The sequence below is a fragment of the Pseudomonas sp. MF6755 genome, assembly GCF_016405635.1.
GTDB classification, from domain to species: Bacteria; Pseudomonadota; Gammaproteobacteria; order Pseudomonadales; family Pseudomonadaceae; genus Aquipseudomonas; species Aquipseudomonas haemolytica.
In genome coordinates this window covers 39,418-64,341 of sequence record NZ_JAEKDA010000013.1, presented here as the reverse complement: position 1 = coordinate 64,341, position 24,924 = coordinate 39,418, and the positions used below count along the sequence as shown (strand labels likewise).

The following is a 24,924-nucleotide window of genomic DNA, read 5'->3' as shown; positions in this document are numbered from 1 at the left end:
CTGCTAACAATGCACACGGTGCGTATAACGGCAGCTACGCCATAATGCGCGCCGAGATAAGAGGAGCATCCAATGAGCAGCACCGCACAAACTGCTGAAGGCGAAAAAATTCTCATCGTTGATGACGATCCGGGGCTGAGCAGCCTGTTGGAACGTTTTTTCAACTCCAAGGGCTACCGTGCCCGCGCGGTGCCGAACACCGAGCAGATGGACCGCCTGTTAGGGCGTGAAGTGTTCAACCTGGTCGTACTCGACCTGATGTTGCCTGGCGAAGATGGCCTCACGGCTTGCAAGCGCCTGCGCGGTGCGAACAACCAGATTCCAATCATCATGCTCACCGCCAAGGGCGATGAACTGAGCCGCATCAAAGGCCTCGAGCTGGGCGCTGATGATTACCTGGCCAAGCCGTTCAACCCTGATGAGCTGATGGCGCGGGTCAAGGCCGTATTGCGGCGCCAGGCCCCATCGGTACCGGGCGCACCGGGCAGCGAAGACGAAAGCGTCACCTTTGGCGACTACGAACTGTCGCTGGCCACCCGTGAACTCAAGCGTGGTGAAGAAGTGCACATGCTCACCACCGGCGAATTCGCGGTGCTCAAGGCTTTGGTGATGAACGCTCGCCAGCCGCTGACCCGTGACAAGCTGATGAACCTGGCTCGTGGTCGGGAATGGGATGCCCTGGAGCGTTCTATCGACGTGCAGATCTCCCGATTGCGCCGAATGATTGAGCCGGACCCATCCAAGCCGCGGTATATCCAAACGGTGTGGGGTGTGGGTTATGTGTTTGTGCCGGATGGCACCGCAACCAAGTGACCGATGATTTGCAGGGCGGGTATCCTGGCGTTTGACTCCATAAGGGTCGACGGGATACCCGGCGTCTGCAATTCTGCGAGCACCGCTCGTTCCTGCAAGGTGTGCAGCTTTCATCTATGAAAACCCCGCTGTGGTTCCCGCAAAGTTTCTTCTCCCGCACCCTTTGGTTGGTGCTGATCGTCGTTCTATTTTCCAAGGCCCTCACGCTGGTTTATCTGTTGATGAACGAAGACGTGCTGGTGGACCGACAGTACAGCCATGGTGTCGCCCTGACATTACGTGCGTACTGGGCCGTGGACCCCGAGAACCGTGAAAAGGTGGCAAAGGCATCGACGCTGATTCGGGTTGACGGAGCCGGTGTGCCTGAGGGCGAGCAGCATTGGCCTTACAGTGAGATCTACCAGCGCCAGATGCAGGCCGAGTTGGGCGACGACACAGAGGTGCGGCTGCGCATGCATGTTTCACCTGCGCTGTGGGTGCGGGCGCCAAGCCTGGGAGATGCCTGGATCAAGGTTCCGCTTTATCCGCATCCGCTGCGCGGGCAGAAAATCTGGAACGTGTTGGGCTGGTTCCTGGCCATCGGCTTGCTTTCAACGGCGTCCGCCTGGATTTTCGTCCGTCAGCTCAACCAACCACTCAAGCGCCTGGTTTTTGCCGCTCGCCAATTGGGCCAGGGGCGCAGTGTGCGCCTGCCGGTGAGCGATACGCCCAGTGAGATGACCGAAGTTTACGGCGCGTTCAACCAGATGGCGGAAGACGTCGAACAGGCCGGGCGCGAGCGCGAGTTGATGCTGGCCGGGGTGTCCCATGACTTGCGCACGCCATTGACTCGATTGCGCTTGTCCTTGGAACTGATGGGTAACCATTCCGACCTTACCGATGACATGGTTCGCGACATCGAAGACATGGACGCGATCCTGGACCAGTTCCTGGCGTTCATCCGCGACGGCCGTGATGAGGTGGTTGAGGAGGTCGACCTGACAGACCTCGTGCGTGAGGTGGTTGCGCCCTATAACCAGAACGGTGATCAGGTGCGCATGCGGCTGGAGCCGATCCAGCCGTTCGCGCTGCGTCGGGTGTCTATGAAGCGCCTGCTGAACAATCTTATCGGCAACGCCTTGCACCATGCCGGTTCCGATGTGGAAGTGGCGGCGTACGTCTCCGGCGACAGTGCAGCACCTTATGTGGTGTTGAGCGTGATGGACCGTGGTGCGGGGATCGACCCGGCTGAGCTGGAGGGCATCTTCAACCCCTTCACTCGCGGCGACCGAGCCCGTGGTGGCAAGGGCACCGGGTTGGGGCTGGCGATCGTACGGCGTATCGCCTCGATGCATGGCGGCAATGTGGAACTGCGCAACCGGGAAGAAGGCGGGTTGGAAGCGCGGGTGCGTCTGCCGCTTGGTCTGATGCTGCCTAGAGATGCGGTATAGAGGCAGTGGCAAGCTTTAAGCTTCAAGCTGCAAGAGAAGAGCAAACTGCTTTTGCTCCTTCTTGCAGCTTATAGCTTGATGCTACCAACTGCTCCTCTAGCCTTTGCCCTTGGTCCTCGTCATATTCGGCCCACCATTCTTCTCCAAGTGCTGAATGATGATCCCCGCCACATCCTTGCCAGTGGTTGTCTCGATCCCTTCAAGGCCCGGCGAGGAGTTCACCTCCATCACCAGCGGCCCATGGTTGGAGCGCAGGATATCGACACCTGCAACGCTCAACCCCATCACCTTGGCAGCCCGCAACGCGGTCATGCGTTCTTCCGGGGTAATCTTGATCAAGCTGGCACTGCCGCCACGATGGAGGTTGGAGCGGAACTCTCCCGGCTTGGCCTGGCGCTTCATGGCCGCAATCACCTTGTCGCCCACCACGAAGCAGCGGATATCCGCACCGCCAGCTTCCTTGATGTATTCCTGCACCATGATGTTCTGCTTGAGGCCCATGAACGCCTCGATGACTGATTCCGCTGCCGTTGCTGTTTCACACATCACCACGCCGATGCCCTGGGTGCCTTCCAGCACCTTGATCACCAGCGGTGCGCCATTGACCATCTCGATCAGGTCGGGGATGTCATCCGGGGAATGGGCAAAGCCGGTGACCGGCAGGCCGATACCTCGGCGCGACAGCAACTGCAGCGAACGCAGCTTGTCCCGCGAGCGTGCAATGGCCACGGATTCATTCAGCGGGAACACCCCCATCATTTCAAACTGGCGCAATACTGCGCAGCCATAAAACGTCACCGAGGCGCCGATACGCGGGATCACTGCGTCAAAGCCTTCCAGGGGTTTGCCCCGGTAATGGATCTGCGGCTTGTGGCTGGCAATGTTCATGTAGGCACGCAACGTGTCGATCACCACCATTTCGTGGCCACGTTCGGTGCCGGCCTCGACCAGGCGGCGGGTGGAATACAGACGCGGGTTTCGCGACAGCACAGCAATCTTCATGCAGCACCTGGGGCAGAAATAGTGGAGACCGGGAACACCGGCTTGTCTTGAACGTACTTGACGCCGGGGCTGACCACCAATTGGCCGTCAATCAGCGCCTTGGAGCCCAGCAACAGGCGATAACGCATGGCTTTGCGGCAGGCGAGGGTGAATTCCACCCGCCACACCCGATCACCCAACGCCAGGGTAGTGCTTATCACGTAGCGCACCTGCGCATGGCCGTTGGAGCTCTTGATGGTCTTCATGGTCACCAGGGGCGCTTCACAGCGGCGGTGACGCAGTTGCACCACGCTGCCCAGGTGCGCGGTAAAGCGCACCCATTTTTCACCGTCACGCTCAAAGGGTTCGATATCGGTGGCGTGCAGGCTTGAGGTGCTGGCACCGGTGTCGATCTTCGCGCGCAGGCCCGCCACTCCCAGGTCGGGAAGTGCCACCCACTCACGCAGACCCACAACGGTCAAATGGTCAAATGTCTTCAATATGGGTAACCGGTTAATTCGCCCAGGCCTGAGGAGAAACCTCGGCCAACGCTTTGAATGCGGGCCTGGCGAACCAGTAGCCCTGCATCAGAAATATTCCGCAGTCGAACAGGAAGTCGCGCTCGCCGGCACTTTCGATGCCTTCGGCGATGACAGTAACCCCCAACTGCTCACAGATTGTGACAATCCCCTGGACGATCACCTGGCGGACACGGTCCTGGTCGACATCGCGGATCAGCGCCATGTCGAGTTTGATCAAGTCAGGTTGGAAATCGGCCAGCAGGTTCAGCCCCGAATAGCCCGCGCCGAAATCGTCGATGGCGGTCATGAAGCCGAATTCGCGGTATTCACGCAGAATATTCGTCAAATGGCGATAGTTATCTACGTGCTCGTGTTCGAGGGTCTCGAAAATCAGCCGGTCTAAGGGAAAGTTATGCGCCCGTGCCGCCTCCAAGGTGCTGCGAATACACAGCTCAGGCCGATACACGGCATTGGGCATGAAGTTAATGGATAGGCGGGTTTGCATCCCCAAGGCGGCAGCCCCGGCAATCGCCTGTGTACGGCAACGCTGGTCGAAGCGGTAACGGTTGCTTTCATTGACCTGTGCCAGCACCGACAGCGCGCCCTCGCCGTGGGTGCCCCGCACCAAGGCTTCGTGGGCAAAAACAGAGTGATCCCGAAGGTCTACGATAGGCTGGTAGGCGAAGGCGAAATCAAAGCCCAAGGGCTCGCTTTGCTGGCAGCCAACGCACCGCAGGTCGGGCGAGGTGAGTGAAATGGGAAAGTCGGTCACAGCGAATCCTCGCGAAAACGGGGTGCTACCTGGCGTATCTTAGGTGAGCCTTGGGATTTATGCGTCGAAGGGTTTCAACGGTAAAGTTGCGACATTTTTCAGAGCGAGGAATTCAAGTGGCTCAAAAGCAGGAAGAGGAAGAAAAGGTCCGGCTGGACAAGTGGTTGTGGGCGGCGCGGTTCTATAAAACCCGCGCCCTGGCCAAGGCCGCCATCGAGAGTGGCAAGGTGCACCATCGCGGCGAGCGCTGCAAGCCGGGCAAAGAGCCACGTGTGGGAGATGAGTTGCAGATCCGCGTGGGTTTCGACGAAAAAACCGTCGTGGTTCAGGCGCTTTCTGTCGTGCGCCGTGGAGCACCCGAAGCGCAGGCGCTGTACGCCGAGACCGAAGCGAGTATTGCCAAACGTGAAAGCGCGGCGGCCCTGCGCAAAGCCGGCGCTACCGGCATGACCACCGATGGCAAGCCGAGCAAGAAGCAGCGCCGCGATCTGTTCAAGTTCCGTGGCAGTGGCAACGACGATTGACTGCACAAATCTACAGTCGGCAGCAGATCAAAATGTGGGAGTGGGTAAGTCCCCTCCCACCTTTAGCTCGCGGTATTAAGCGGTTGTGCGCATGACACTCAGTCGCCCGATCACCGGCAGTTTGCCCAGCAATCCGAACACCGGCGCGGTTACCCGCAACAGGAACCCCGACACCTTCGCCGCAAATGGCGTGTAATACCCCCACCCCAGCGCCAACAGCGCCAGCAGCACCCCACCGATGTAATCGTCCTGGCCCCAGTGCGCGCCCGCTACCAGTCGCGGCATCATGAACAGCAGCGCCAGGCCCCAGATCACCAGCACCTGGCCGATGCGCTTGGCAAACACGCTCATGAACATCGCCCAGATCAACAGCACCGAAGCGTGATCGCCAGGGAAGCTCTGGCTGGAACGGTCCTTCAGCTCCCAGGTTTTCTCCAGCCCTGGGAAAAAATCGCTCATTTGAATCGCGCCGCTGATCACCATCGACGGGCTACTGTGCTGCCAGCCCATCTGCGCGGCGAGTTTGGAGAACAACATGCGGATAAACAGCAACAGCAGCAAAATGCAGAGGAAGCCAAAAAACGCCTGGCGCACCTGCACGGCCTTGAATACCCAGTCGCCGCGTATCAGCAAGGCCAGCAGAATCACGCCGACCACTGCATCAAATGGCCGCAGGCTGGCCACGGCCCACACATGCAACCAAGTCGAGTTAGTCGCCAGCGGGCCGTTGAGCAGATGAAACAGCCACTCGTCGAAAATCACACAGAGCATCTGGCCCGTGGGCCACAGCCAAAAACACAGCAGCCCGATAGCGAGTAGATTGCAAAGAGCCCATCGCCGGAGGTCCCACTTGGCTTGGAACAAACCCGGATTGTTCATAAACTGTCCCTCTTCGCTCTATTAAGCTCTCCATTTCCAGGAGAAAGTCGCACCAAGATGGTGCTAAAGCGTTTAATTTTATAAACCTTGTAATCATTTTGTCATCACTTCAGATACCCAGACCTATGACTGATCTACCGGATTCCGACTTCACCCAACGCTTTATCTTCGATGAGAGCGACGCCCGCGGCGAGATGGTCTCGTTGGAGCGCAGCTATGCCGAAGTCCTTGCCAAGCACGCTTATCCGGAGCCGGTCGCGCAATTGCTCGGCGAACTGATGGCAGCCGCCGCGCTGCTGGTTGGCACCATGAAGTTCGACGGGTTGCTGATCTTGCAGGCTCGCTCCGAAGGGCCGGTCCCCATGCTGATGATCGAATGCTCCAGTGAGCGCGAAATCCGTGGCCTGGCCCGTTACGAAGCCGATCAGATTGCCGCGGACGCGACCCTGGCCGACCTGATGCCCAACGGCGTGCTGGCGCTTACCGTCGACCCGACCGAGGGCCAGCGCTACCAGGGTATCGTCGATCTCGATGGCGAAACCCTGTCCGAATGCTTCACCAACTACTTCGTGATGTCCCAGCAAGTGGGCACCAAGTTCTGGCTTAACGCAGACGGCAAACGGGCCCGCGGCCTGCTGGTGCAACAACTGCCAGCCGATCGCATCAAGGATGACGATGATCGCGCTGAAAGCTGGCGCCATATCATCGCCTTGGCCGACACGTTGAAGGCCGAAGAACTACTGGGCCTGGACAACGAAACCATCCTGCACCGCCTGTACCATGAAGAGGCCGTGCGCCTGTTCGATGCACAGGGCCTGCGCTTCAATTGCAGTTGCTCGCGCGAGCGTTCGGGCAATGCGTTGGTCAGCCTCGGCCTGGAAGATGCGCAAAACCTGGTGGTGGAACACGGTGGGCATATCGAGATCGACTGCCAGTTCTGCAACGAGCGTTATCTGTTCGATGCGGCGGATGTAGCCCAATTGTTCGCCGGTGCAGGCATCGATACTCCTTCCGACACCCGCCACTAAAACGTTTAAGCACAGGTAAATCACCTGACAAACGCCGAGATAGCGCTGTTCTGACGGGAGGGCCCTACTCTTTTTGGGCTTTTCTGGCATAATCCGGCCCACTTTTTTCGCGGTAGTAGTGCGCAACTTTCTACTACAAAACGTTTGGAGCACTCGGCCATAGGCCGACGGGGAACCTCATGACGCAAGCCAATAACGCCGTATACACCGATCTGAGTGTTGACGATCTGGTCAAAGAAGCCCTGCAGCGCGGTGAAGGCGTGCTTGCCGATACTGGCGCGCTGGTCGTGGAAACCGGTCATCGTACCGGGCGTTCGCCGGTTGACCGTTTCATCGTTGAAGAGCCTTCCACCCAGGACGCCATTGCCTGGGGGCCGATCAACCGCAAGTTCCCGGCCGACAAGTTCGACGCCCTGTGGGCTCGCGTCGAGGCGTTCAACAACGCGCAAGAGCATTTCGTTTCCCATGTTCACGTAGGGGCCGCAGAAGACCACTACCTGGCCGTGAAAATGACCACCCAGACTGCCTGGCAGAACCTGTTCGGTCGTTGCCTGTTCATCAACCCGGCCCAATACAACCCGGCCGGGCGTGAAGAGTGGCAAGTGCTCAACGTGGCAAACTTCGAATGCGTGCCAGAGCGTGACGGCACCAACTCCGACGGTTGCGTGATCCTCAACTTCGCCCAGAAAAAAGTGCTGATCGCCGGCATGCGTTACGCCGGTGAAATGAAAAAAGCCATGTTCTCGGTGCAGAACTTCCTGCTGCCGGCTTCCGACGTACTGCCGATGCACTGCGCCGCCAACATTGGCGAAGCGGGCGACGTGACCCTGTTCTTCGGCCTGTCCGGCACCGGCAAGACCACCCTGTCCGCCGACGAAAGCCGCTACCTGATCGGTGACGACGAACACGGTTGGGGCGAAGGCGTGGTGTTCAACATCGAAGGCGGTTGCTATGCCAAGTGCATCGACCTGTCCGAGAAGAACGAGCCGGTGATCTGGAAAGCTATCAAGCACGGCGCCGTGCTGGAAAACGTGGTGATCGACGACGCCAAGCACGCCGACTACGCTGACGTCAGCCTGACCCAGAACAGCCGTGCCGCCTACCCGCTGGAGCACGTTGCCAAGCGTTCCGAGAAGAACCTGGGTGGCGAGCCGAACGCGGTGATCTTCCTGACCTGCGACCTGACCGGCGTACTGCCGCCCGTGTCGATCCTCAGCGAAGAACAAGCGGCCTACCACTTCCTGTCCGGCTACACCGCACTGGTGGGCTCGACCGAAATGGGTTCCGGCAGCGGTATCAAGTCGACCTTCTCTACCTGCTTCGGCGCGCCGTTCTTCCCTCGCCCGGCTGGCGAATACGCAGAGCTGCTGATCAAGCGCATCCGTGGTTTCGGTTCCAAGGTCTACCTGGTCAATACCGGCTGGACTGGCGGCGGCTACGGCGTCGGCAAACGCTTCAACATTCCGACCACTCGCGGCGTGATCGCAGCGATCCAGAGCGGCGCGTTGATCGGTGCTGAAACCGAGCACCTCGACACCATCAACCTCGACGTGCCATTGGCCGTACCGGGCGTTGAAACCGGCCTGTTGAACCCACGTAATACCTGGGCTGACAAGGCCGCTTACGATGAAGCAGCGAAGGCGCTGGCTGGCCTGTTCATCGAGAACTTCAAGAAGTTCGAAGTGAGTGATGCGATCAAGGCTGCGGGTCCTAAGTTGTAAGGCTGAGCAGTTGTGAAAAAGCCGCCTCCAGTAGGCGGCTTTTTTGTGCGCGCAGGGTTAGCCGGCGATGTGCAGCACCACGGCACCGATTAGCACCAATACAACCCCGAGCACCTGCACCGACGTCAACCGCTCCTTGAAAAACACAAACCCCAGGATCGCCGCGATACCGCCTGACAGCGTACTGATCACGGTCACCACCGAAACCGAGCCGGCCATCGCCCCCCACGAAAACGCCGAGAACCCTCCGAGGTTCATCAGACTCGCACCGGTCAACGTCGCGCAGTTCTTCAGCGGCGGGATCTTCAGGCCGTCCTTGATCTTCAGCACCATCACCACCAGCACGCACAGGCCCACCAGGTAACCCAGCCACAACATGGTGATCGGTCCCAGCGCCGGTAATGTGTAGCGGCCTTGCAGCCAGAAACTGGTGCCGTACAACAACGCGGCGAGCATGGCGTAGGCGATGGAGAGGCGCGGATTGTTGTGGGGCGTGCCGTTGTCCTTGTGGATGCTGGACAGGACCACGCCGATCACGCACAGCGCGATGCAGCCGAGTTGGACCAGGCTGATCTGCTCACCGCTGGCCCAGGACAGCAGGGTGGTCACGACACCGTAGGACGTTACCAGCGGCGCGACGATGGCAGCTTTGCCCAGGGCGAAAGCCTTGGACAGCGCGAGCGCGCCGGAAACGGTCAGCAGGGCGGCTGCGATGCCCAGGAGCCAGACGCTCAACGGCGCACCGAGGGATTTGAAGAGGAAGGCCGGGAAGATGACCAGCAGCAGGGTCATGATCAAAAAGCCGAGGGCTTGGCCGAAATACACTGCGCGTTTAACGCCAACGGCGCGGGCATTGAGGCCCACGAGAAAGTCTGTGCCACCCCAGAGCAGGGCGGCCAGCAGGCCCATTGTTACGTCCATGTAAGGTCCTTGTTCTAGGTAGCGCTCGCCAGGCTAGCGCAGATCCAATGTGGGATTGCTCCCACATTTGAATCTCAGCGTTCTTGGGATCTGCTCAGGTTTTCCAACGTTTGCGTGTCCCAACGGTGCGTCTTGACCGCCAGGTAGAGCATGTCAATGGTCAGCGGGACTTTGTCGCCACGGCCCTTGGCGCGACGCTTCAAGAACACGTCGAACACTGGTGGTTGGAAGTAACGATAAGCGTCGTAGTCGCCCAGGTCGACCGCAAAATCCTGTTCCAGTGCGTCCATGAACTGCTTGGCCTCGGCGCCATCGCAACCAAGGTCGAAGTTGAGCGAGGTTTGCAGGCGAATGGTCTTGTGTTGCGGCAGACCGATTTCTTCATGCAGCAGTTGCAGGAGCTGCTGCATGACGGGGTCTTCGGGGAATTGGGGGGCCAGGTTCATGGTGGGAGCACGTAGGAGTGGGTGAGGGGGGCTGTTGCGCTTCAGGCGGTATTTGTTTCGGGTGATAAAGAGAGCCAAGCCTATCAAGAACAGGGCCAGGGGAAGGAGTTGAATGTTCAGGATGATGGCGACGTAGGGCAGCCAGAACAACAGAACCAGTCCCGTTACGATGAAGGTAACGGCGAAAAGCCTTCTTAACGTGCAGTCAGTGATTGTGTAATACAGCAGCAGATGGGGAGCGAATAACAGTGTTGTATGTAGGTAAAGCTACTGACTAAGGTTCATCTGAATACACATGCATTGAGCCCCTTGAGCGCTGCGGGCCGATCTCGTCGTGCTACCCGGTGTTCGATAAAACCACGTCACAATCCGTATAAAAATCCCGCCAAAAATCTGAAATCAGCGTATGTTTCACCGCAAAATCTTGTAGGGCGATTCCGCCCACTACTTAAAGGGAGTTAAGCATGGGTTTGCTTCGTGTCGCTTCGGCGATGTCAGTGTGCGCGATGGCGTTTTCTGTCCAGGCCGAGCAGTTGCCGATTGAGGTGCTCAGTGCGGTGGTCAAGGACCAGAAAATCGCCGACGCCGAGGTGCTGCTGCAACGCAACGGCGCGCAGAACGTGGTGGGCCGTACCAACGCTCAAGGCCAGGTGACGCTGACCAGCGAGGCAGCTGACGATGCCAGCAACCTGTTGATCATCAAGAAACCCGGCTATTCCAACCTGGTGGTGAAGTGCCCGTGCAAAGGCATGACCTACGCTATCAGCCCGGTGATGGAAAACCTCGACGGCCTGCGTGTGGTGTTGACCTGGGGCAAAGCGCCGCGCGACCTCGACTCCCACATGATTTTCCCCGGCAATAACATCTTCTTCCGTAACAAAAAGGGCACCGACGCCGAGTTGGATGTGGATGACACCGACAGCTATGGCCCGGAAACCATCACCCTGCAGAAAAAGCATTACGGTGAAAGCTACGTCTACGCCGTGCATGACTACTCCAACAGCGGCTATCCAAACTCCAGCGAGTTGTCCAACAGCGAGGCCAAGGTGTTTGTGTACATGGGGCAATCCCTCGTACGCACCTACTATGTGCCGCAGAACCGTACCGGTAACCTGTGGACCGTGTTCCGCATGACCGGCAGTGGCGATTTCCAGGACATCAACACCTTCACTGGCGTGAGAGTCGGCGCTGAAGATGTGCTTAACGAGGTCAAGCCTTTGCTGGATGACAGTGTGGCTGTCACCGCAGTCACGGTCAGTTCGGCGGTACAGGCGGATGCGAAGAAGCTGAACCTGCAAGGCGAAGCTGCCTACCAGGCGGGTAACCTGGACCAGGCTATCGACTACTTCCGCCAAGCCATTGAGCTGGATAACAGCTTCGGTAAGGCTTACGGCAATCTTGGTCTGGCGTATCAGAAAGCGGGTAACACCGCGGAATCGATCTGGGCCAACCGCAAGGCTATTGCTCTGGCTACGGGTTCCAATGCCGCAACGGTACGCGCCGGTGCCTACTACAACATTGCGCGGATCTACGAAGCGGCCGGGCAGTTCCCGGATGCATTGCGTCACTATCAGCTGGCCAAGCAGCAGAAGGCCAACCCGGTGTATGACACGGCGATTGAGCGCGTGCAGAATCGCTGATTCTACGGTAGCGCAGATCTGAAAATGGGGGAGGGGGCAAGCCCCTCCCACATTTGGATCTGTGCCGTTCCTGCTGTTTGCTCGGATTATTCCCACTTCGGCCCTAGGCCATCCCACCGCCTGTGTATCATCCTGTCTCTTTTTTCCTCGCGACCTTTCTCGATTTGCTGAGATTCCCAGGCTATGTTTTTGAGCCAACTCAGCGGTCAATGGAGTGACAGCTTTTATGCACGACACCCTCCAACAGGTCTTCGGTTATCCACAGTTTCGCTTGGGCCAGGAAGAGACGGTCAGCGCCATTCTGGCCGGGCGTTCCGCCGCCGCTATTTTTCCCACTGGGTCGGGCAAGTCCCTGTGTTACCAACTGTCGGCGGTGCTGCTGCCGCACCTGACGCTGGTGGTCTCGCCTTTGCTGGCGTTGATGCAGGACCAGTTGGGTTTCCTGCAACGCCACGGCATTTCGGCAGGCAGTATCGATTCGGCCCAGAGCCGCGATGATGCCAATGATGTAATGGCGCGTGCGCGTTCGGGTGAGCTGAAAATCCTGATGATTTCCGTGGAGCGCTTGAAGAACGAGCGCTTCCGTAACTTCCTGCACAGCGTGCAGATCTCGCTGCTGGTGGTGGATGAGGCGCACTGTATTTCCGAATGGGGCCACAACTTCCGCCCGGACTATTTGAAGCTGCCCGACTACCAGCGCCAGTTCAATATCCCGCAGGCGTTGCTGCTGACGGCCACGGCCACGCCCAAGGTGATCGCCGACATGCAGGCCAAGTTCGCGATTGCCGCCGGGGATGTGGTGACCACCGGCTTCTACCGGCCCAACCTCAACCTGTTGGTGGAGCCGGTCAGCGGCCAGGACAAGCGCCGCAGGCTGGTGGAATGGATGAAGGAGCGGGCCAACCAGCCGAGCATCGTCTATGTCACTTTGCAGAAGACTGCCGAGCAGATTGCCGAGCATCTGAACCGCCATGGCATTCAGGCCGAGGCCTATCACGCGGGCTTGCCCCACGATAAGCGCGAGGGCATCCAGCAACGCTTTATGGGTGGGCGCTCCAATTGCATTGTCGCGACCATCGCGTTTGGCATGGGCATCGATAAGAGTGACATCCGCAATGTGGTGCACTTCGACTTGCCCAAATCCATCGAGAACTACAGCCAGGAAATCGGCCGTGCAGGGCGTGACGGCCAGCCATCGGATTGTCTGGTGTTGGCCAACCGTGACAGCCTCAATGTGCTGGAAAATTTTGTGTACGGCGACACGCCGGAGCAGGAGGGCATTGGCCGTGTCCTGGAGCAATTGCAGGCCGCGCGCAGCGAAGGGCAGTGGGAGTTTCTGCTGCGGTCGCTGTCGGACCACAGCAATATCCGCGAACTGCCGCTCAAGACGTTGTTGGTGCAGTTGGAACTCAAGGGCGTGATCGCGCCGCGCTACGCGTTCTATGCCGAGTACCGTTTCAAGTACCTGATCGAACCCGACGCCTTGCTCGCACGGTTTTCCGGTGAGCGGCAGCAGTTTGTCACGGCGATCATCCAGGTGTGCAAACGTGCCAAAACCTGGGCAACGGTGGATTTCGACGTGCTTTATCAACAGCACAATGCCGAGCGCAGTCGGGTGGTGAAGGCGCTGGATTACTTCCAGGAGCAGGGCCTGATCGAACTGGAAAGCAAGCAGATGACTGAGGTGTACAGTTTGCTCGACACCGATTTCGATCCACAGGTGTTGAGCGCCGAGTTATACACAGGCTTCAAGCAGCACGAGGTGACGGAGGTGGCGCGGATTCACGCCATGCTCGACCTGTTCGCCACCGAATACTGCCTGGGACAGCGCCTGGCTCAATACTTTGGTGATGAAAACGCTCCCCAGCGTTGCGGGCATTGTTCGGTGTGCCACGGTCATATAGCTCATCTACCGGCTCCGCCGAGCTTGCCGCCACTTGTGGGTAAAAATTTCATGGGGCTCTGCGGTGATTTTATCCACAGGCATCATGAGTACACCGGCTGCTTGCCGGATGCGGAGCGGCTGACGCGCTTCCTCGGGGGTATCAGCGTGCCGTTGTTTACCAAGTTGAAGGCGCGGGGTATTCCCGGGTTTGCTGCGCTGGAGGACTATCCCTACGCCGAGGTACGCGACTGGACCCACGCTCAATTAGACCTACTTTAACGAGAGTTGCCGATGCCCGATTCAACGCCTTTGCGCGCCGATTACCGTCACTTCCAGCCGATCATCACGCGCTGGCACGACAACGATATCTACGGTCATGTAAACAACGTCACCTACTACAGCTTCTTCGACACGGCGGTGAATACCTACCTGATCGAACAGGGTGGGCTGGATATTCATGATGGTGAGGTGGTGGGGTTTGTGGTGAGTTCGGCGTGCGATTACTTCGCGTCGATTTCCTTTCCCGAGCGCATTGAAATCGGCCTGCGGGTGGGCAAGCTGGGTAACAGCTCGGTGCAGTATGAGTTGGCGGTGTTCAAGGCAGGCGAAGAAGAAGCCTGTGCGGCGGGGCGCTTTGTGCATGTGTTTGTGGATCGGGCGTCGAACCAGCCAGTGCCGATTCCGGGGATGTTGCGCGAGGCATTGCAGCGTCTGGTGGCCTGACTTGGCGGCACCAAATGTGGGAGGGGCGTACTCCCACATCTGACTCTGTGGTGTTCTTCAGACTTTACCGATGGTTGCGGTAGTGATGCTTGTTCTTGCGATGCCCATAGGCATGGCCACGGCCGCGATGATCGTCACGGTCATAGCGACGGTTATCCCGGCCACGGTCACGACGGTCGTCGTCATCGCTCTTGTTACCCATGTAGTTGCCCAGTGCGCCACCTGCGCCACCGCCGGCCGCAGACCCGACCAGTGCGCCGGTGCTGCCGCCAACACTGCGGCCTACTACGTTGCCGCCAGCTGCGCCCAGTGCGCCGCCAATGGCTGCTTCGCCACGGCTGCGCTTGTCGGCGCCGACCGCGCTACCGCCCGCGCCGCCCAAGGCTGCGCCGATGGTCGAGCCGGTGTTACCGCCCAACTGCTGGCCGACAACGGAACCTAGAACCCCGCCCAATGCGCCGCCTACACCGGCTTCGGTGGTGCCACCGGCCATGGCTGCGCCACTGACCAGGCCAAGGGACAACAAGAGAATCGAGGAGAACTTCATTCAGGGAAACCTCAAGGGGATGACGGCGCGATCCTGAGGTTGTAGCGGGCGGCTGACAATCGAAATCCGACCGGTGGCACAAGTTGTATACAATTTGCTAAGTTGCTGTTTTACATGGGGAACTTAAGTCGTTTTTGCGGGTCTCTTGCTACTTGAGGATGGCCGCTTTTATGCAAAAGCGGCCTTTTTTGTGCCTGCGGATCGAGTCAGGCCGAACGCGCCATGATCAGCCCGCTGTCACTGGCCGCTTCCAAACGAATCGCGACGAACTTCGACGTTGGCGTATGGCTACCCTCCCCAGTGCTTTCCAAGGGCACCAGTGGGTTCACTTCCGGGTAGTAAGCCGCGGCCTGCCCTGCGGGAATATCAAACGCCAGCAAGGTAAAGCCCTTCACGCGGCGCTCACGGCCGTCTTCCCACAACGACACGATGTCAGCCTTCTGCCCCGGCTTGAAGCCCAGGCGGATGATGTCGGCTTCGTTGACGAACAGCACATCACGCTGGCCCTTGACCCCGCGATAACGGTCGTCCAGGCCATAGATGGTGGTGTTGTACTGATCGTGGGAGCGCATCGACTGCATGATCAGGTCCGGCACTCGGCCCGTGGCGTGGGTGCGTTCGTGGATCAGGTCTTTGGGCAGGATGTTCGGGCGGAAGTTGGCGCGGCCCGACGGCGTGTTCCAGCGGCGCGCGCCGGCTGAGTTGCCAAGATAGAAACCACCTGGGTGCTTGATGCGCTCGTTGAAATCCTTGAAGCCTGGGATGGTGTCGGCGATCAGGTCGCGGATGCGTCCGTAGTCGGCCACCAGCCATTTCCAATCCACCGGTTTGCTGCCCAGGGTGGCAGCGGCGATCCCGGCCAGGATCGCAGGCTCGGATTTCATCAGTGTCGACAGCGGTTGCAGCTGGCCGTTGGAGCCGTGGACCATGCTGAACGAGTCTTCCACCGTCACCGCCTGCGGGCCGTCGGCCTGGATGTCGATATCGGTACGGCCCAGGCATGGCAGGATCAGCGCGTCTTTACCGTGCATCAGGTGGCTGCGGTTGAGCTTGGTGCTGATCTGCACGGTCAGGTCGCAATTGCGCAGCGCTTCGAAGGTGCGCGGGCTGTCTGGCGTGGCTTGGGCGAAGTTGCCGCCCAAACCGATAAACACTTTGGAGCGGCCTTCGAGCATGGCGTGAATCGCTTCCACCACGTTGTGGCCGTTTTCGCGTGGCACCTGGAACTGGAATCGACGCTCCAGGGCGTCTAGGAACGCCACCGGTGGGCGTTCGTTGATACCCATGGTGCGGTCACCCTGCACGTTGCTATGGCCACGCACCGGGCACAGCCCTGCGCCGGGGCGGCCGATATTGCCGCGCAACAGCATCAGGTTGGCGATTTCCTGGATGGTCGGTACCGAGTGGCGGTGCTGGGTAATCCCCATTGCCCAGCACATGATCACGTTCTTGCCTTTGGCGTACATGCGCGCCGCTTGCTCGATCTCAACCAACGTCAGGCCGGACTGCTCGACGATTTCCTCCCACGAGGTGTCGTCGATCTGGCCCAGGTATTCCAGGACGTTGGTGGTGTGTTCATTCAGGAAGACGTGATCGAACACCGCTTCCTTGCCTTCGGCCAGGGCTTGGCGCTCCCACAGCAGCAGGAACTTGGCCATGCCGCGCAGGATGGCCATGTCGCCGCCCAACGCCGGGCGCAGGTACGCGGTATTGGTCGGTTTGTCGCCGTTGGTGAGCATTTCCAGCGGGTGTTGTGGGTGCTGGAAGCGTTCCAGGCCACGCTCTTTCAACGGATTGATACATACCACCTGGGCGCCGCGTTTCACCGCTTCGCGCAGCGGTTCAAGCATGCGCGGGTGGTTGGTGCCGGGGTTCTGGCCCCAGACGAAAATAGCGTCGGCATGTTCGAAGTCATCAAAGGTCACGGTGCCTTTGCCCACGCCCACACTCTGCGCCAGGGCTACGCCGCTGGCTTCGTGGCACATGTTCGAGCAGTCGGGAAAATTGTTGGTGCCATAGGCGCGCACAAACAGTTGGTACAGGTAGGCGGCTTCGTTGCTGGCGCGGCCTGAGGTGTAGAACTCGGCCATGTCGGGGCTGGGCAATGCGTTGAGGTGTTTGCCGACCAGGTCGAACGCCGCGTCCCAGCTGATGGGCGTGTAGCGGTCGGTTTCGGCGTCATAGCGCATCGGCTCGGTCAAGCGGCCCTGGTATTCCAGCCAATAGTCGCTTTGCTCCAGCAAGGCCGTGACACTGTGCTTGGCGAAGAATGCGGCATCGACGCGGCGCTTGGTGGCTTCCCAGTTGACCGCCTTTGCGCCGTTTTCGCAGAACTTGACCATGCCGCTTTCCGGCGAGTCGCCCCAGGCGCAGCCTGGGCAGTCGAAACCGCCGTTCTGATTGGTCTTGAGCATCATGCGCAGGTTCTTCAGCGCGTTGTCGCTGGTCAGCCAGGCGTGCGCCACGCTGATCAGTGCGCCCCAGCCGCCAGCTGGGCCTTTATAAGGCTTGTAGCGCGGGGTTGGGGTCTGGTCGGCTTGGTGGTGAAGGCTCATGGCTGGTGCTCCATCGCTGGGCTGTAGACCCGTGGCGCGCTTTTCTGCGGCAAGTGGATGAGATTGAGGTTGTGCCGACGCGCCCATTGCAAGGCCAGGCCGGTGGGCGACGACAGGCTCACCAGGGTCTGGATGCCCGCGCGCAGGACTTTCTGGATCAATTCGAGGCTGCAGCGGCTGGTAACAATGGCCAGGCCGCCGTCGGTCGGAATCTTTTCGCGGATCAACGCGCCGATCAATTTATCCAGGGCGTTATGCCGGCCGATGTCCTCGCGCCCCAGCAGCAATTCGCCCTGGTGGTTCATAAATACCGCCGCATGCACTGCGCCGCTGTACTGGCCCAGGGGTTGGAACGCACTGATGCGCTGGCGCAGGCCATCGAGCCATTGCGCGGGCGGCAAGGGCGCGCCGGGCAGCACTTGCAGGTCGGGTAGTGCCTGTTCAACTGCTTCTACACCGCACAGGCCGCAACCGCTGGTGCCCGCCAATTGCCGACGCTGCTGCTTGAGGTTCCAGAACGCACGGCTGGAAATCTGCACCTGAGCGTATTGCGCTGAACCGGAACCGCTGATTTTCAGGTCATAAATGTCGCTAACGTCGGCAATAATGCCGCTGCCGAGGCTGAAACCGACAATGAAGTCTTCCAGATCCGTCGGTGTCACCAGCATCACTGCCTGGCTGATATCGTTATAGGCAATCGCCAGCGCCACTTCTTCGGCCAGCGCGGTGCTGGCGACTTCAGTGTGCTCAAGATTGCAATATTGATAGCTCTGGCTGGCGGCGGGCGCGGTCGTTTCGAGGGCGGGCGCCGCGCAGGTAGGGCGCTTGGCGTTCATGGGGCAGTACCACCGGCGGATTGATCAGTGTTCAGACTAGGCGCGACAAAGGGTCGCGTCTAATTGCCAGTATTGATCTATTGATAGATGGCGTCGATCAAGGCTGATCCGCCGCTGCACTGAGGGCTTATTCCAAGGGCGAGTAATTTCGATACTTTTGAGTCTTTAGTCAGTCTGGAACCCAAGTCTGTAGGACTGGTCTAGTCTTGGGCATCTGGAAATTAAATCCCAAGGAGAGCGCACCATGAGTATTTTTAGCTTTATCAAAGAAGCTGGCGAAAAGATTGTCGACCTGTTGACGCCGGGTAATGCGAACGCCAGTGAGCAGTTGAAGGAGCATGTGAGCAAGGTGGGCCTGGGCAATCCAAACGTGAAGACCACGGTGGATGGCGACAAGGTCACTGTGACCGGTGAAGTGGCCACGCAGGAAGAGAAAGAGAAGATCCTTCTGGCGTTGGGCAACATTGCCGGTGTGGCAAGCGTGGATGACCAGATCACTGTATCCGGCCCTGCGGTTACCGCTGCTCGCTTCGTCGTGGTGAAAAAGGGCGACACCCTCAGCGCGATTTCCCTGGCGGTGTACGGTAACGCCAACCAGTACAACAAGATTTTCGAGGCCAACAAGCCGCTGTTGTCGCACCCTGACAAGATCTACCCAGGCCAGACACTGCGTATCCCTGAGTAATACGCGGGACAAAAATGTGGGAGGGGGCAATAAACCCCCTCCCACATGCGTTTAAAGCCCCGCAATGAGTTCTCGATAATCCCCTACTGCTGAAAACTCTGCAGTGTCCTTTGGCCCCTTTTTGCTATCAGGCTCTTTCACCGCCAGCAAATGCCCCACGCCAAAATCCCGGGCACTTCGCAGGATTGGCAAGGTGTCATCGATGAACAGACTACGGGCCGGGTCGAAGTGGATGTCGGCTTGCAAGGCTTCCCAGAACTGTGGGCTTTCCTTGGGGAAACCATAGTCATGAGAGCTGATCAATCGCTCGAAATACGGCGCCAGTTCAATGCGTTCCAGCTTCAATGACAGCGAATCACGATGAGCATTGGTGATCAGGATCACACGCTTGCCGGCCTGTTTGATCGCCGCCAGGAAAGTATCGGCGTCCGGCCGCAGGGCGATCAGGTGGGCGGTTTCCAGCTTGAGCTCACGCACCGGGATCGCAAGTTCAGTGCTCCAGAAATCCAGGCAATACCATTGCAACTGTCCGGCGTTACGCTCGAACAGCGGTTGCAACTCCAACTCGGCCATGGCCCGACTCACGCCGTGAAGTTCGGCGTAGCGGTGGGGCAGGTGCTCCATCCAGAAATGATTGTCGTAATGCAGGTCGAGCAAGGTGCCGTCCATGTCCAGCAGGACGGTGTCGATAGCGTGCCAGGGCAAAGAGGGCATGGTGCGTTCTCACGTAAGTAAAGATATCCGACACAGACAATCGGGAAAGCCACGGTATAGTAACCCGATCACGCCAAGGAGCCGTTTATGCGCCAGAAACCCACCGTCCTCGCCCGCGAAATAGTCGCCAGTAGCCGTTTGTTCCGCGTGGAGGAAGTGCAATTGCGCTTTTCCAATGGCGTTGAACGGACCTACGAACGTCTTGTGGGGCGCGGTGCCGGCTACGGCGCGGTGATGATCGTGGCGATGATAGACGAGGATCATGCATTGCTGGTGGAAGAGTACTGCGGTGGCACCGACGAGTATGAGTTTTCGCTGCCCAAAGGGTTGATCGAGCCAGGCGAGGACGTATTGGCAGCGGCGGACCGCGAGCTCAAGGAGGAGGCCGGTTATGGTGCACGGCAGTTGGAGCACATCACCGAACTGTCGTTGTCGCCCGGTTATATGAGCCAGAAGATCCAGGTGGTGCTGGCCACCGACCTGTATGAAGAACGCCTGGAAGGCGATGAGCCTGAACCGATGCGCGTGGACCGGGTCAACCTGCGTGAGCTGTCGATGCTTGCACAAAACGAGCAATTCAGCGAAGGCCGCGCCTTGGCTGCGCTGTACCTGGTAAGAGACCTGTTGACCCAGCGTGGAGCGTTCAACGCATGAGCGAACTGTTTTTAGGCCACCCGTTTATCGCCCCTGTCATTGAACTGGCTCGCCAGGCCGGTGAAGCCATCCTGCCGTACTGGCGCGCCGATGTAGCCCTGACCTCCAAGGCGGATGATTCGCCGGTGACTGCTGCTGATCTGGCCGCGCACCATCTGATTCTCGCCGGCCTTACCGCACTGGACCCAAGCATTCCGGTGCTGTCCGAAGAGGATGCGGATATTGATCAGAGCGTGCGAGCCGGCTGGCAGCGTTGGTGGCTGGTGGACCCTTTGGATGGCACCAAGGAATTCATTTCCGGCAGCGAAGAGTTCACCGTCAATATTGCCTTGATCGAACAGGGCCGTGTGGTGTTCGGCGTGGTATCGATGCCTACCACTGGCCGATGCTACTTCGGTGGCGCGGGCCTGGGGGCTTGGCGTTCGGATGTCAATGCCGCGCCCAAACAGATTCAAGTGCGCCAGAAGCCGGCCGCGGGCGAGGCTTTCACCGTGGTGGCCAGCCGTCGCCATACCAGCCCTGAGCAGGAGCGCCTGCTGGCGGGTCTGAGCGAAGGGTTGGGGGAGCTGAAACTGGCGAATATAGGCAGCTCGTTGAAGTTTTGCCTGCTGGCCGAAGGCAGTGCCGATTGCTATCCGCGCCTGGCGCCGACGTCGCAGTGGGATACCGCAGCGGCCCAGGGCGTGTTGGAGGGGGCGGGAGGCGCAGTGTTGGAGTTGAATGGCCAGCCGTTCAGCTACCCGGCGCGGGCATCGTTGTTGAACCCGTTCTTTTTGGCATTGCCGGCCAAGGCGGCGTGGCGCGAACGCCTGTTGACCCTGGCCAGGACTTGAGACCACAGCAGATCAAAGTGTGGGAGCGGGCTTGCTCGCGAATGCGGTATATCAGTCGACATCTTCGGTGACTGACACTGCGCATTCGCGAGCAAGCCCGCTCCCACATTTGTTTTGTGTCACGGCAGCTAGCGGTGCAGGACGTACTGGCCGGTGAAGGCTACTGCGCGCTCTTCACTGCCCTCATTCACAACCCACGTCTGCAGCGTCAACCGCGCCCGCCCATAGCGCTTGTAGGTCGCCACAAAGCGTTTCCACACCTTCTCCTCCGGCGCTGCGCAAATGGCCGTCGCATCCTGCGTCACCGGCAGCGGATAACTGATCTGCCCTTCCTGAATCACGATGTGCCCGTCTTCAATGCCTGCTTCACGCAGTGTCAGGTGCAGCCAGCCCCAGCCCGCCAGCACCGCGCCGCAGTAGAGGCTGCCGCCGAACATGGTGCTCTTGTGGTTGATATTGGCTTGCAAGGGCAGGTGCAGGTGCAGTTGGCCCTGTTGCCAGTCGAGCACCTTTAGGCCCATTTCCCGGGTCAGGGGGATGTCATGGTGAAGGATGGATTCCAGGTAACGGCTATCGCGGCTCATGGCGGTCTCTTGGCAGGTGAGCGGGTTCATTCGTCGTCGGCGCTGTGGCTGGCGCTGTCGGCGAAATTCAGGCCGTGTTTGCGCAACTTGTCATGCAAGGTTTTGCGCGGCATGCCCAGGGCTTCGGCGAGGCTGCGCATGGAGCTGTGTGGGCGGGTCAGCTCGGCGGCGATCAGGCTTTTTTCGAACTGTTCGACTTGCTCGCTCAGGCCGCCGGGCGTGGAGGTCAACACGCTGGCAACGGGACTGTCTTGCGTATTATCCAGCGCCAGCTCGAGGCCCAGGGCGAAACGTTCCGCAGCGTTTTGCAGCTCTCGCACATTGCCCGGCCAGCTGTGGCGCAGCAACAGCGCGCGTTGGCCCGGTTGCAGTTCGTGCAGGGGCAGGCCGTGGCGGCTGCTGGCCTCGTCGGCGAAGTGCTGGAACAGCATCAACGCATCTTCGCCACGTTCGCGCAGGGGCGGAATGCGCAAGGGCGCGACATTGAGGCGGTAATACAAGTCAGCACGGAAACGGCCCTGGTCGGCGGCCTGGCGCAGGTCTTCCTTGGTGGCGGCGATAATGCGGATATCCAACGGGATCAGTTGATTGCCACCCAAGCGCTCCACCACACGTTCCTGCAACAGCCGCAGCAACTTAACCTGTACATCCAGGCTCATGCTTTCGATTTCATCGAGGAACAGTGTGCCGCCATTGGCGAACTCGAACTTGCCGATGCGGCGTTTCTGCGCGCCGGTAAACGCGCCGGGCTCATGGCCGAACAGCTCGCTTTCCACCACTGACTCGGCGAGCGCCCCGGCATTGATCGCTACAAATGGACCACTGCGTCGGCTCGAGAGGTCATGCAGCGCACGGGCGACAACCTCCTTGCCAGCACCGGTTTCGCCCAGGATAAGCACATCGGCTTTGGTCGCGGCCAATGCGCCAATTTGCTCGCGCAGGCGCAACATCTGGGGTGAGTGGCCCACCAGGCGCGTGCTCAGTTGCTGGCGATCACTGAGCGCCAGGCGCAGGCTGCGGTTGTCCAGCACCAGGCGGCGCAGGGCCAGGGCGCGGCGTACGCTGTCGAGCAGTGCGTCGCTGGCGAAGGGCTTTTCGAGGAAGTCATAGGCGCCGGCACGCATGGCCTGCACCGCCAGCGGTACATCGCCATGACCGGTGATCAGCAACACTGGCAGGTCTGGGTCCTGGCCGTGCAGTTCGGCCAGCAGTTCCAGGCCGTCCATGCCGGGCATGCGGATATCGCTGACCACCACCCCCGGCCAGTCGCGGGACAGGCGTGCGGTGAGGCCGGTGGCTTCGCCCAGGGGCAGGACTTTCAGCCCGGCCAGGTCCAGGGTCTGGCACAGGGCCTGACGCAAGTGTGGATCATCGTCGATCAACACCACCTGAATCTGGTTCTCGATACTCATACACTGCGGTCCTCGGACGGTTGCAGACTCACGCCCGGCAAACCGGCACGCAATTTCAAGGTTAACAGCGCGCCGCCTTCCTTGTGGTTGGCGAACAGCAGTTCGCCGCCAAAGGCACGCATCAGGGTGTCGCAGATCGCCAGGCCCAAGCCCAGGCCCTGGGTGCGCGTCTTGGTGGTATAGAACGGCTCGCTGGCGCGGCCCAGGGCTTCCAGGCAAAAGCCCGGGCCGTTGTCGCGAATGTACAGGTTGACGCCCTGCGCAGTGGTTTCGGCACTCAGCCAGAGTTTGCGCGGCGGGCCTTTTTCGGTGAGGGCGTCGAGGGCGTTGGCCAGCAGGTTACCCAGCACTTGGCGCAGGCGGGTTTCACCGGCTTGCACCCACAAGGTTGCCTCGGGCAGGTCGCGGATCAACTCCACTTCCATCGAGCGCCGCCGTTTGGCCAGCAACGCCAGGGCGTCGTCGAGCGCTGGCTGCAGGGCGACGCTCTCCGGCGCGTGGCGGTCGCGGCGGGCGAAGGCGCGCAGGTGGGCGATGATCGAGGCCATGCGCCCGGTCAGTTCGCTGATCAGCTTGAGGTTGCCGCGCGCATCAGTCGTGCGTTCATGGTCGAGCAGGATTTCGGCGTTCTCCGCATAGCTGCGAATTGCTGCCAGCGGCTGATTGAGTTCATGGCTGATACTCGCCGACATGGTGCCCAGCGCCGAGAGTTTGCCCGCCTGCACCAGGTCGTCCTGGGCGCGCACCAACTCCTGCTGGGCGTGCTCGCGCTCGAGCACTTCCTGTTTCAGGCGCCGGTTAAGGCCCTCCAGATCACTGGTACGCTCCACCACGCGCATTTCCAACTCGCGGCGGGCCTTGGCTTCGAAGGCGATGCGTTCCAGGTAATGTCGGCGGCGCTGCATCATCAATCCCAGCAACAGCATCAGCACTAACAGCGCCGCACCACCGACGGCCACCACTGTGCGTACCGGACGGTTGATCAGCGAGCGTGGTGCGAGGATTTCCACGTTCCAGCCGGTTTCGGCGATGGCCGTGGATTGGCGCAGCCAGGCGGTGCTGCTCAGGCTCAGCGGCTGCGGGTCGCGGGTTGGATAGGGCTGGATGGCAATGATGGCCTGGCGTTCTTCGGCGGTCAGAGGCCGGGTCGCGCGGAATCGCCATTGCGGGCGCGAGGTGAGGATTACCACGCCGTTGTGATCAGTGACCAGCAGTTGTTCCGGGGTGTTGCCCCACAGGCTTTCGGTGTGGTCGAGGTCGACCTTCACCACCAGCACGCCGATGATGGTGTCGCCATCACGCACGGCGGCAGCGAAGAAGTAACCGCGCTTGGCCGAGGTGGTGCCTAAACCGAAAAACCGGCCCAGGCGGCCGGCCATGGCTTCGCTGAAATAGGGGCGGAAAGAAAAGTTGCGCCCGACAAAGCTGTCTTGTTTGTCCCAGTTGGACGCGGCGAGGGTCTTGCCGGTGGTGTCCATCAGGTACATGACTTCCACCCCGGCCTGGGTGGCGACATCCTTGAGCAACAGGTTGGCGTTGGCCAGGTTGGTGCTGACGTGGGGCGCATCCAGCGCAGTGCGCAGGGCCGGCAGATCACCGAGGATCTGCGGCAGCACTTCGTAGCGGTGCAGGGTGCCCAGCAGGTTGGCGACGTACAGGTCGAGGGTCTGGCGATTTTGCCCGGCCAACTCGCTGCGGTAGTAGCGCTCGGCCAAGTGCTCCAGCGGCCACAGCAGCGGCGCCAGGCACAATGCCAGCAGGGCAAGGCTGCGCCAGCGGGGTCTTCGCGGAAGGGGTGGAGTCATGGGGGTCGCGCCTGT

At 60.0% G+C, this 24,924-nt stretch carries 24 protein-coding genes; 11 read left to right on the top strand and 13 right to left on the bottom strand.

What is annotated here, in order from left to right; genetic code table 11:
• Positions 1-72 precede the first annotated feature (72 nt).
• Both ompR and JFT66_RS18275 read left to right on the top strand, forming a co-directional pair.
• Positions 73-813 (top strand): osmolarity response regulator transcription factor OmpR, encoded by a 741-nt coding sequence (gene ompR / locus JFT66_RS18280; protein WP_034117231.1) that lies wholly within the window; start codon positions 73-75, stop codon positions 811-813.
• 116 nt (positions 814-929) lie between these two features.
• Positions 930-2,243, top strand: coding sequence for an ATP-binding protein (locus tag JFT66_RS18275; protein WP_034117232.1), 1,314 nt, complete (start codon positions 930-932; stop codon positions 2,241-2,243).
• A 96-nt stretch (positions 2,244-2,339) separates the two neighbouring features.
• On the opposite strand, the gene rimK is transcribed toward JFT66_RS18275, so the two are convergent.
• Genes rimK through rimA form a run of 3 tightly spaced genes read right to left on the bottom strand, consistent with a single transcriptional unit; the run spans position 2,340 to position 4,517 of the window.
• Positions 2,340-3,245, bottom strand: a complete 906-nt coding sequence (gene rimK, locus JFT66_RS18270) for a 30S ribosomal protein S6--L-glutamate ligase (protein WP_034117233.1) — start codon at positions 3,243-3,245, stop codon at positions 2,340-2,342.
• Positions 3,242-3,724: a retropepsin-like aspartic endopeptidase RimB gene (gene rimB / locus JFT66_RS18265; protein WP_034117234.1), complete on the bottom strand. Its 483-nt coding sequence runs from the start codon at positions 3,722-3,724 to the stop codon at positions 3,242-3,244. The genes rimK and rimB overlap by 4 nt, the downstream gene beginning before the upstream one ends.
• A gap of 13 nt (positions 3,725-3,737) precedes the next feature.
• Entirely contained in the window at positions 3,738-4,517 is a 780-nt protein-coding gene (gene rimA / locus JFT66_RS18260; protein ID WP_162524885.1) for a S6 modification regulatory phosphodiesterase RimA, read from the bottom strand.
• Between the two features lie 116 nt (positions 4,518-4,633).
• Here rimA and JFT66_RS18255 point away from each other — a divergent pair, with 116 nt between their 5' ends.
• Positions 4,634-5,041: an RNA-binding S4 domain-containing protein gene (locus JFT66_RS18255; protein ID WP_162524886.1), complete on the top strand. Its 408-nt coding sequence runs from the start codon at positions 4,634-4,636 to the stop codon at positions 5,039-5,041.
• A 75-nt stretch (positions 5,042-5,116) separates the two neighbouring features.
• Here the strand turns inward: JFT66_RS18255 and JFT66_RS18250 are convergent, their stop codons facing one another.
• Positions 5,117-5,920, bottom strand: a complete 804-nt coding sequence (locus tag JFT66_RS18250) for a phosphatase PAP2 family protein (RefSeq protein WP_034117237.1) — start codon at positions 5,918-5,920, stop codon at positions 5,117-5,119.
• A gap of 125 nt (positions 5,921-6,045) precedes the next feature.
• Between JFT66_RS18250 and hslO the strand changes: the two genes are divergently transcribed.
• Positions 6,046-6,948: an Hsp33 family molecular chaperone HslO gene (hslO, locus tag JFT66_RS18245; protein ID WP_034117238.1), complete on the top strand. Its 903-nt coding sequence runs from the start codon at positions 6,046-6,048 to the stop codon at positions 6,946-6,948.
• 179 nt (positions 6,949-7,127) lie between these two features.
• The gene (locus tag JFT66_RS18240; RefSeq protein ID WP_198859813.1) at positions 7,128-8,669 is read left to right on the top strand and encodes a phosphoenolpyruvate carboxykinase; all 1,542 of its coding nucleotides are present in this window, start codon (positions 7,128-7,130) and stop codon (positions 8,667-8,669) included.
• Positions 8,670-8,726: 57 nt separating this feature from the next.
• Here JFT66_RS18240 and JFT66_RS18235 read toward each other — a convergent pair whose 3' ends face one another.
• Positions 8,727-9,590 (bottom strand): DMT family transporter, encoded by an 864-nt coding sequence (locus JFT66_RS18235; RefSeq protein ID WP_233097132.1) that lies wholly within the window; start codon positions 9,588-9,590, stop codon positions 8,727-8,729.
• Positions 9,591-9,664: 74 nt separating this feature from the next.
• Positions 9,665-10,036 carry a DUF1493 family protein gene (locus tag JFT66_RS18230; protein ID WP_198859812.1) on the bottom strand — a complete coding sequence of 124 codons (372 nt, stop codon included), beginning with the start codon at positions 10,034-10,036 and terminating at the stop codon, positions 9,665-9,667.
• A 464-nt stretch (positions 10,037-10,500) separates the two neighbouring features.
• On the opposite strand from JFT66_RS18230, the gene JFT66_RS18225 reads away from it, so the two are divergent.
• From JFT66_RS18225 to JFT66_RS18215, 3 genes are all read left to right on the top strand, one after another.
• A complete protein-coding gene (locus JFT66_RS18225) occupies positions 10,501-11,676 on the top strand; it encodes a tetratricopeptide repeat protein (protein ID WP_198859811.1) in 1,176 nt (391 codons plus the stop codon).
• A 226-nt stretch (positions 11,677-11,902) separates the two neighbouring features.
• Positions 11,903-13,840, top strand: a complete 1,938-nt coding sequence (locus tag JFT66_RS18220; protein ID WP_198859810.1) for a RecQ family ATP-dependent DNA helicase — start codon at positions 11,903-11,905, stop codon at positions 13,838-13,840.
• 12 nt (positions 13,841-13,852) lie between these two features.
• Positions 13,853-14,284 carry an acyl-CoA thioesterase gene (locus JFT66_RS18215; protein ID WP_034117243.1) on the top strand — a complete coding sequence of 144 codons (432 nt, stop codon included), beginning with the start codon at positions 13,853-13,855 and terminating at the stop codon, positions 14,282-14,284.
• A gap of 64 nt (positions 14,285-14,348) precedes the next feature.
• Here JFT66_RS18215 and JFT66_RS18210 read toward each other — a convergent pair whose 3' ends face one another.
• The 3 genes from JFT66_RS18210 to fdhD all read right to left on the bottom strand — a co-directional run bounded on the left by JFT66_RS18210 (position 14,349) and on the right by fdhD (position 18,222).
• The gene (locus tag JFT66_RS18210) at positions 14,349-14,831 is read right to left on the bottom strand and encodes a glycine zipper domain-containing protein (protein WP_034117244.1); all 483 of its coding nucleotides are present in this window, start codon (positions 14,829-14,831) and stop codon (positions 14,349-14,351) included.
• A 206-nt stretch (positions 14,832-15,037) separates the two neighbouring features.
• Positions 15,038-17,386, bottom strand: a complete 2,349-nt coding sequence (locus JFT66_RS18205) for an FdhF/YdeP family oxidoreductase (protein ID WP_198859809.1) — start codon at positions 17,384-17,386, stop codon at positions 15,038-15,040.
• Complete coding sequence (fdhD, locus tag JFT66_RS18200; protein ID WP_034117246.1) at positions 17,383-18,222, bottom strand: formate dehydrogenase accessory sulfurtransferase FdhD; 840 nt, start codon at positions 18,220-18,222, stop codon at positions 17,383-17,385. Before fdhD ends, JFT66_RS18205 begins: the two co-directional genes overlap by 4 nt.
• A 244-nt stretch (positions 18,223-18,466) precedes the next feature.
• Here fdhD and lysM point away from each other — a divergent pair, with 244 nt between their 5' ends.
• Positions 18,467-18,907, top strand: a complete 441-nt coding sequence (lysM, locus tag JFT66_RS18195) for a peptidoglycan-binding protein LysM (RefSeq protein ID WP_198859808.1) — start codon at positions 18,467-18,469, stop codon at positions 18,905-18,907.
• A 51-nt stretch (positions 18,908-18,958) separates the two neighbouring features.
• Here the strand turns inward: lysM and yrfG are convergent, their stop codons facing one another.
• Positions 18,959-19,621: a GMP/IMP nucleotidase gene (gene yrfG, locus JFT66_RS18190; RefSeq protein ID WP_034117248.1), complete on the bottom strand. Its 663-nt coding sequence runs from the start codon at positions 19,619-19,621 to the stop codon at positions 18,959-18,961.
• An 87-nt stretch (positions 19,622-19,708) separates the two neighbouring features.
• Between yrfG and nudE the strand changes: the two genes are divergently transcribed.
• Positions 19,709-20,275: an ADP compounds hydrolase NudE gene (gene nudE, locus JFT66_RS18185; RefSeq protein WP_153838619.1), complete on the top strand. Its 567-nt coding sequence runs from the start codon at positions 19,709-19,711 to the stop codon at positions 20,273-20,275.
• Positions 20,272-21,108, top strand: a complete 837-nt coding sequence (gene cysQ, locus JFT66_RS18180; RefSeq protein ID WP_198859807.1) for a 3'(2'),5'-bisphosphate nucleotidase CysQ — start codon at positions 20,272-20,274, stop codon at positions 21,106-21,108. The genes nudE and cysQ overlap by 4 nt, the downstream gene beginning before the upstream one ends.
• Before the next feature lie 128 nt (positions 21,109-21,236).
• Here the strand turns inward: cysQ and JFT66_RS18175 are convergent, their stop codons facing one another.
• Genes JFT66_RS18175 through JFT66_RS18165 form a run of 3 tightly spaced genes read right to left on the bottom strand, consistent with a single transcriptional unit; the run spans position 21,237 to position 24,909 of the window.
• On the bottom strand, positions 21,237-21,692 hold the full coding sequence (locus JFT66_RS18175) for a thioesterase domain-containing protein (protein WP_198859806.1): 456 nt from the start codon (positions 21,690-21,692) through the stop codon (positions 21,237-21,239).
• A gap of 26 nt (positions 21,693-21,718) precedes the next feature.
• Positions 21,719-23,104: a sigma-54-dependent transcriptional regulator gene (locus JFT66_RS18170; RefSeq protein WP_034117252.1), complete on the bottom strand. Its 1,386-nt coding sequence runs from the start codon at positions 23,102-23,104 to the stop codon at positions 21,719-21,721.
• Positions 23,101-24,909: a sensor histidine kinase gene (locus tag JFT66_RS18165; RefSeq protein ID WP_034117253.1), complete on the bottom strand. Its 1,809-nt coding sequence runs from the start codon at positions 24,907-24,909 to the stop codon at positions 23,101-23,103. Before JFT66_RS18165 ends, JFT66_RS18170 begins: the two co-directional genes overlap by 4 nt.
• Positions 24,910-24,924: the final 15 nt, after the last annotated feature.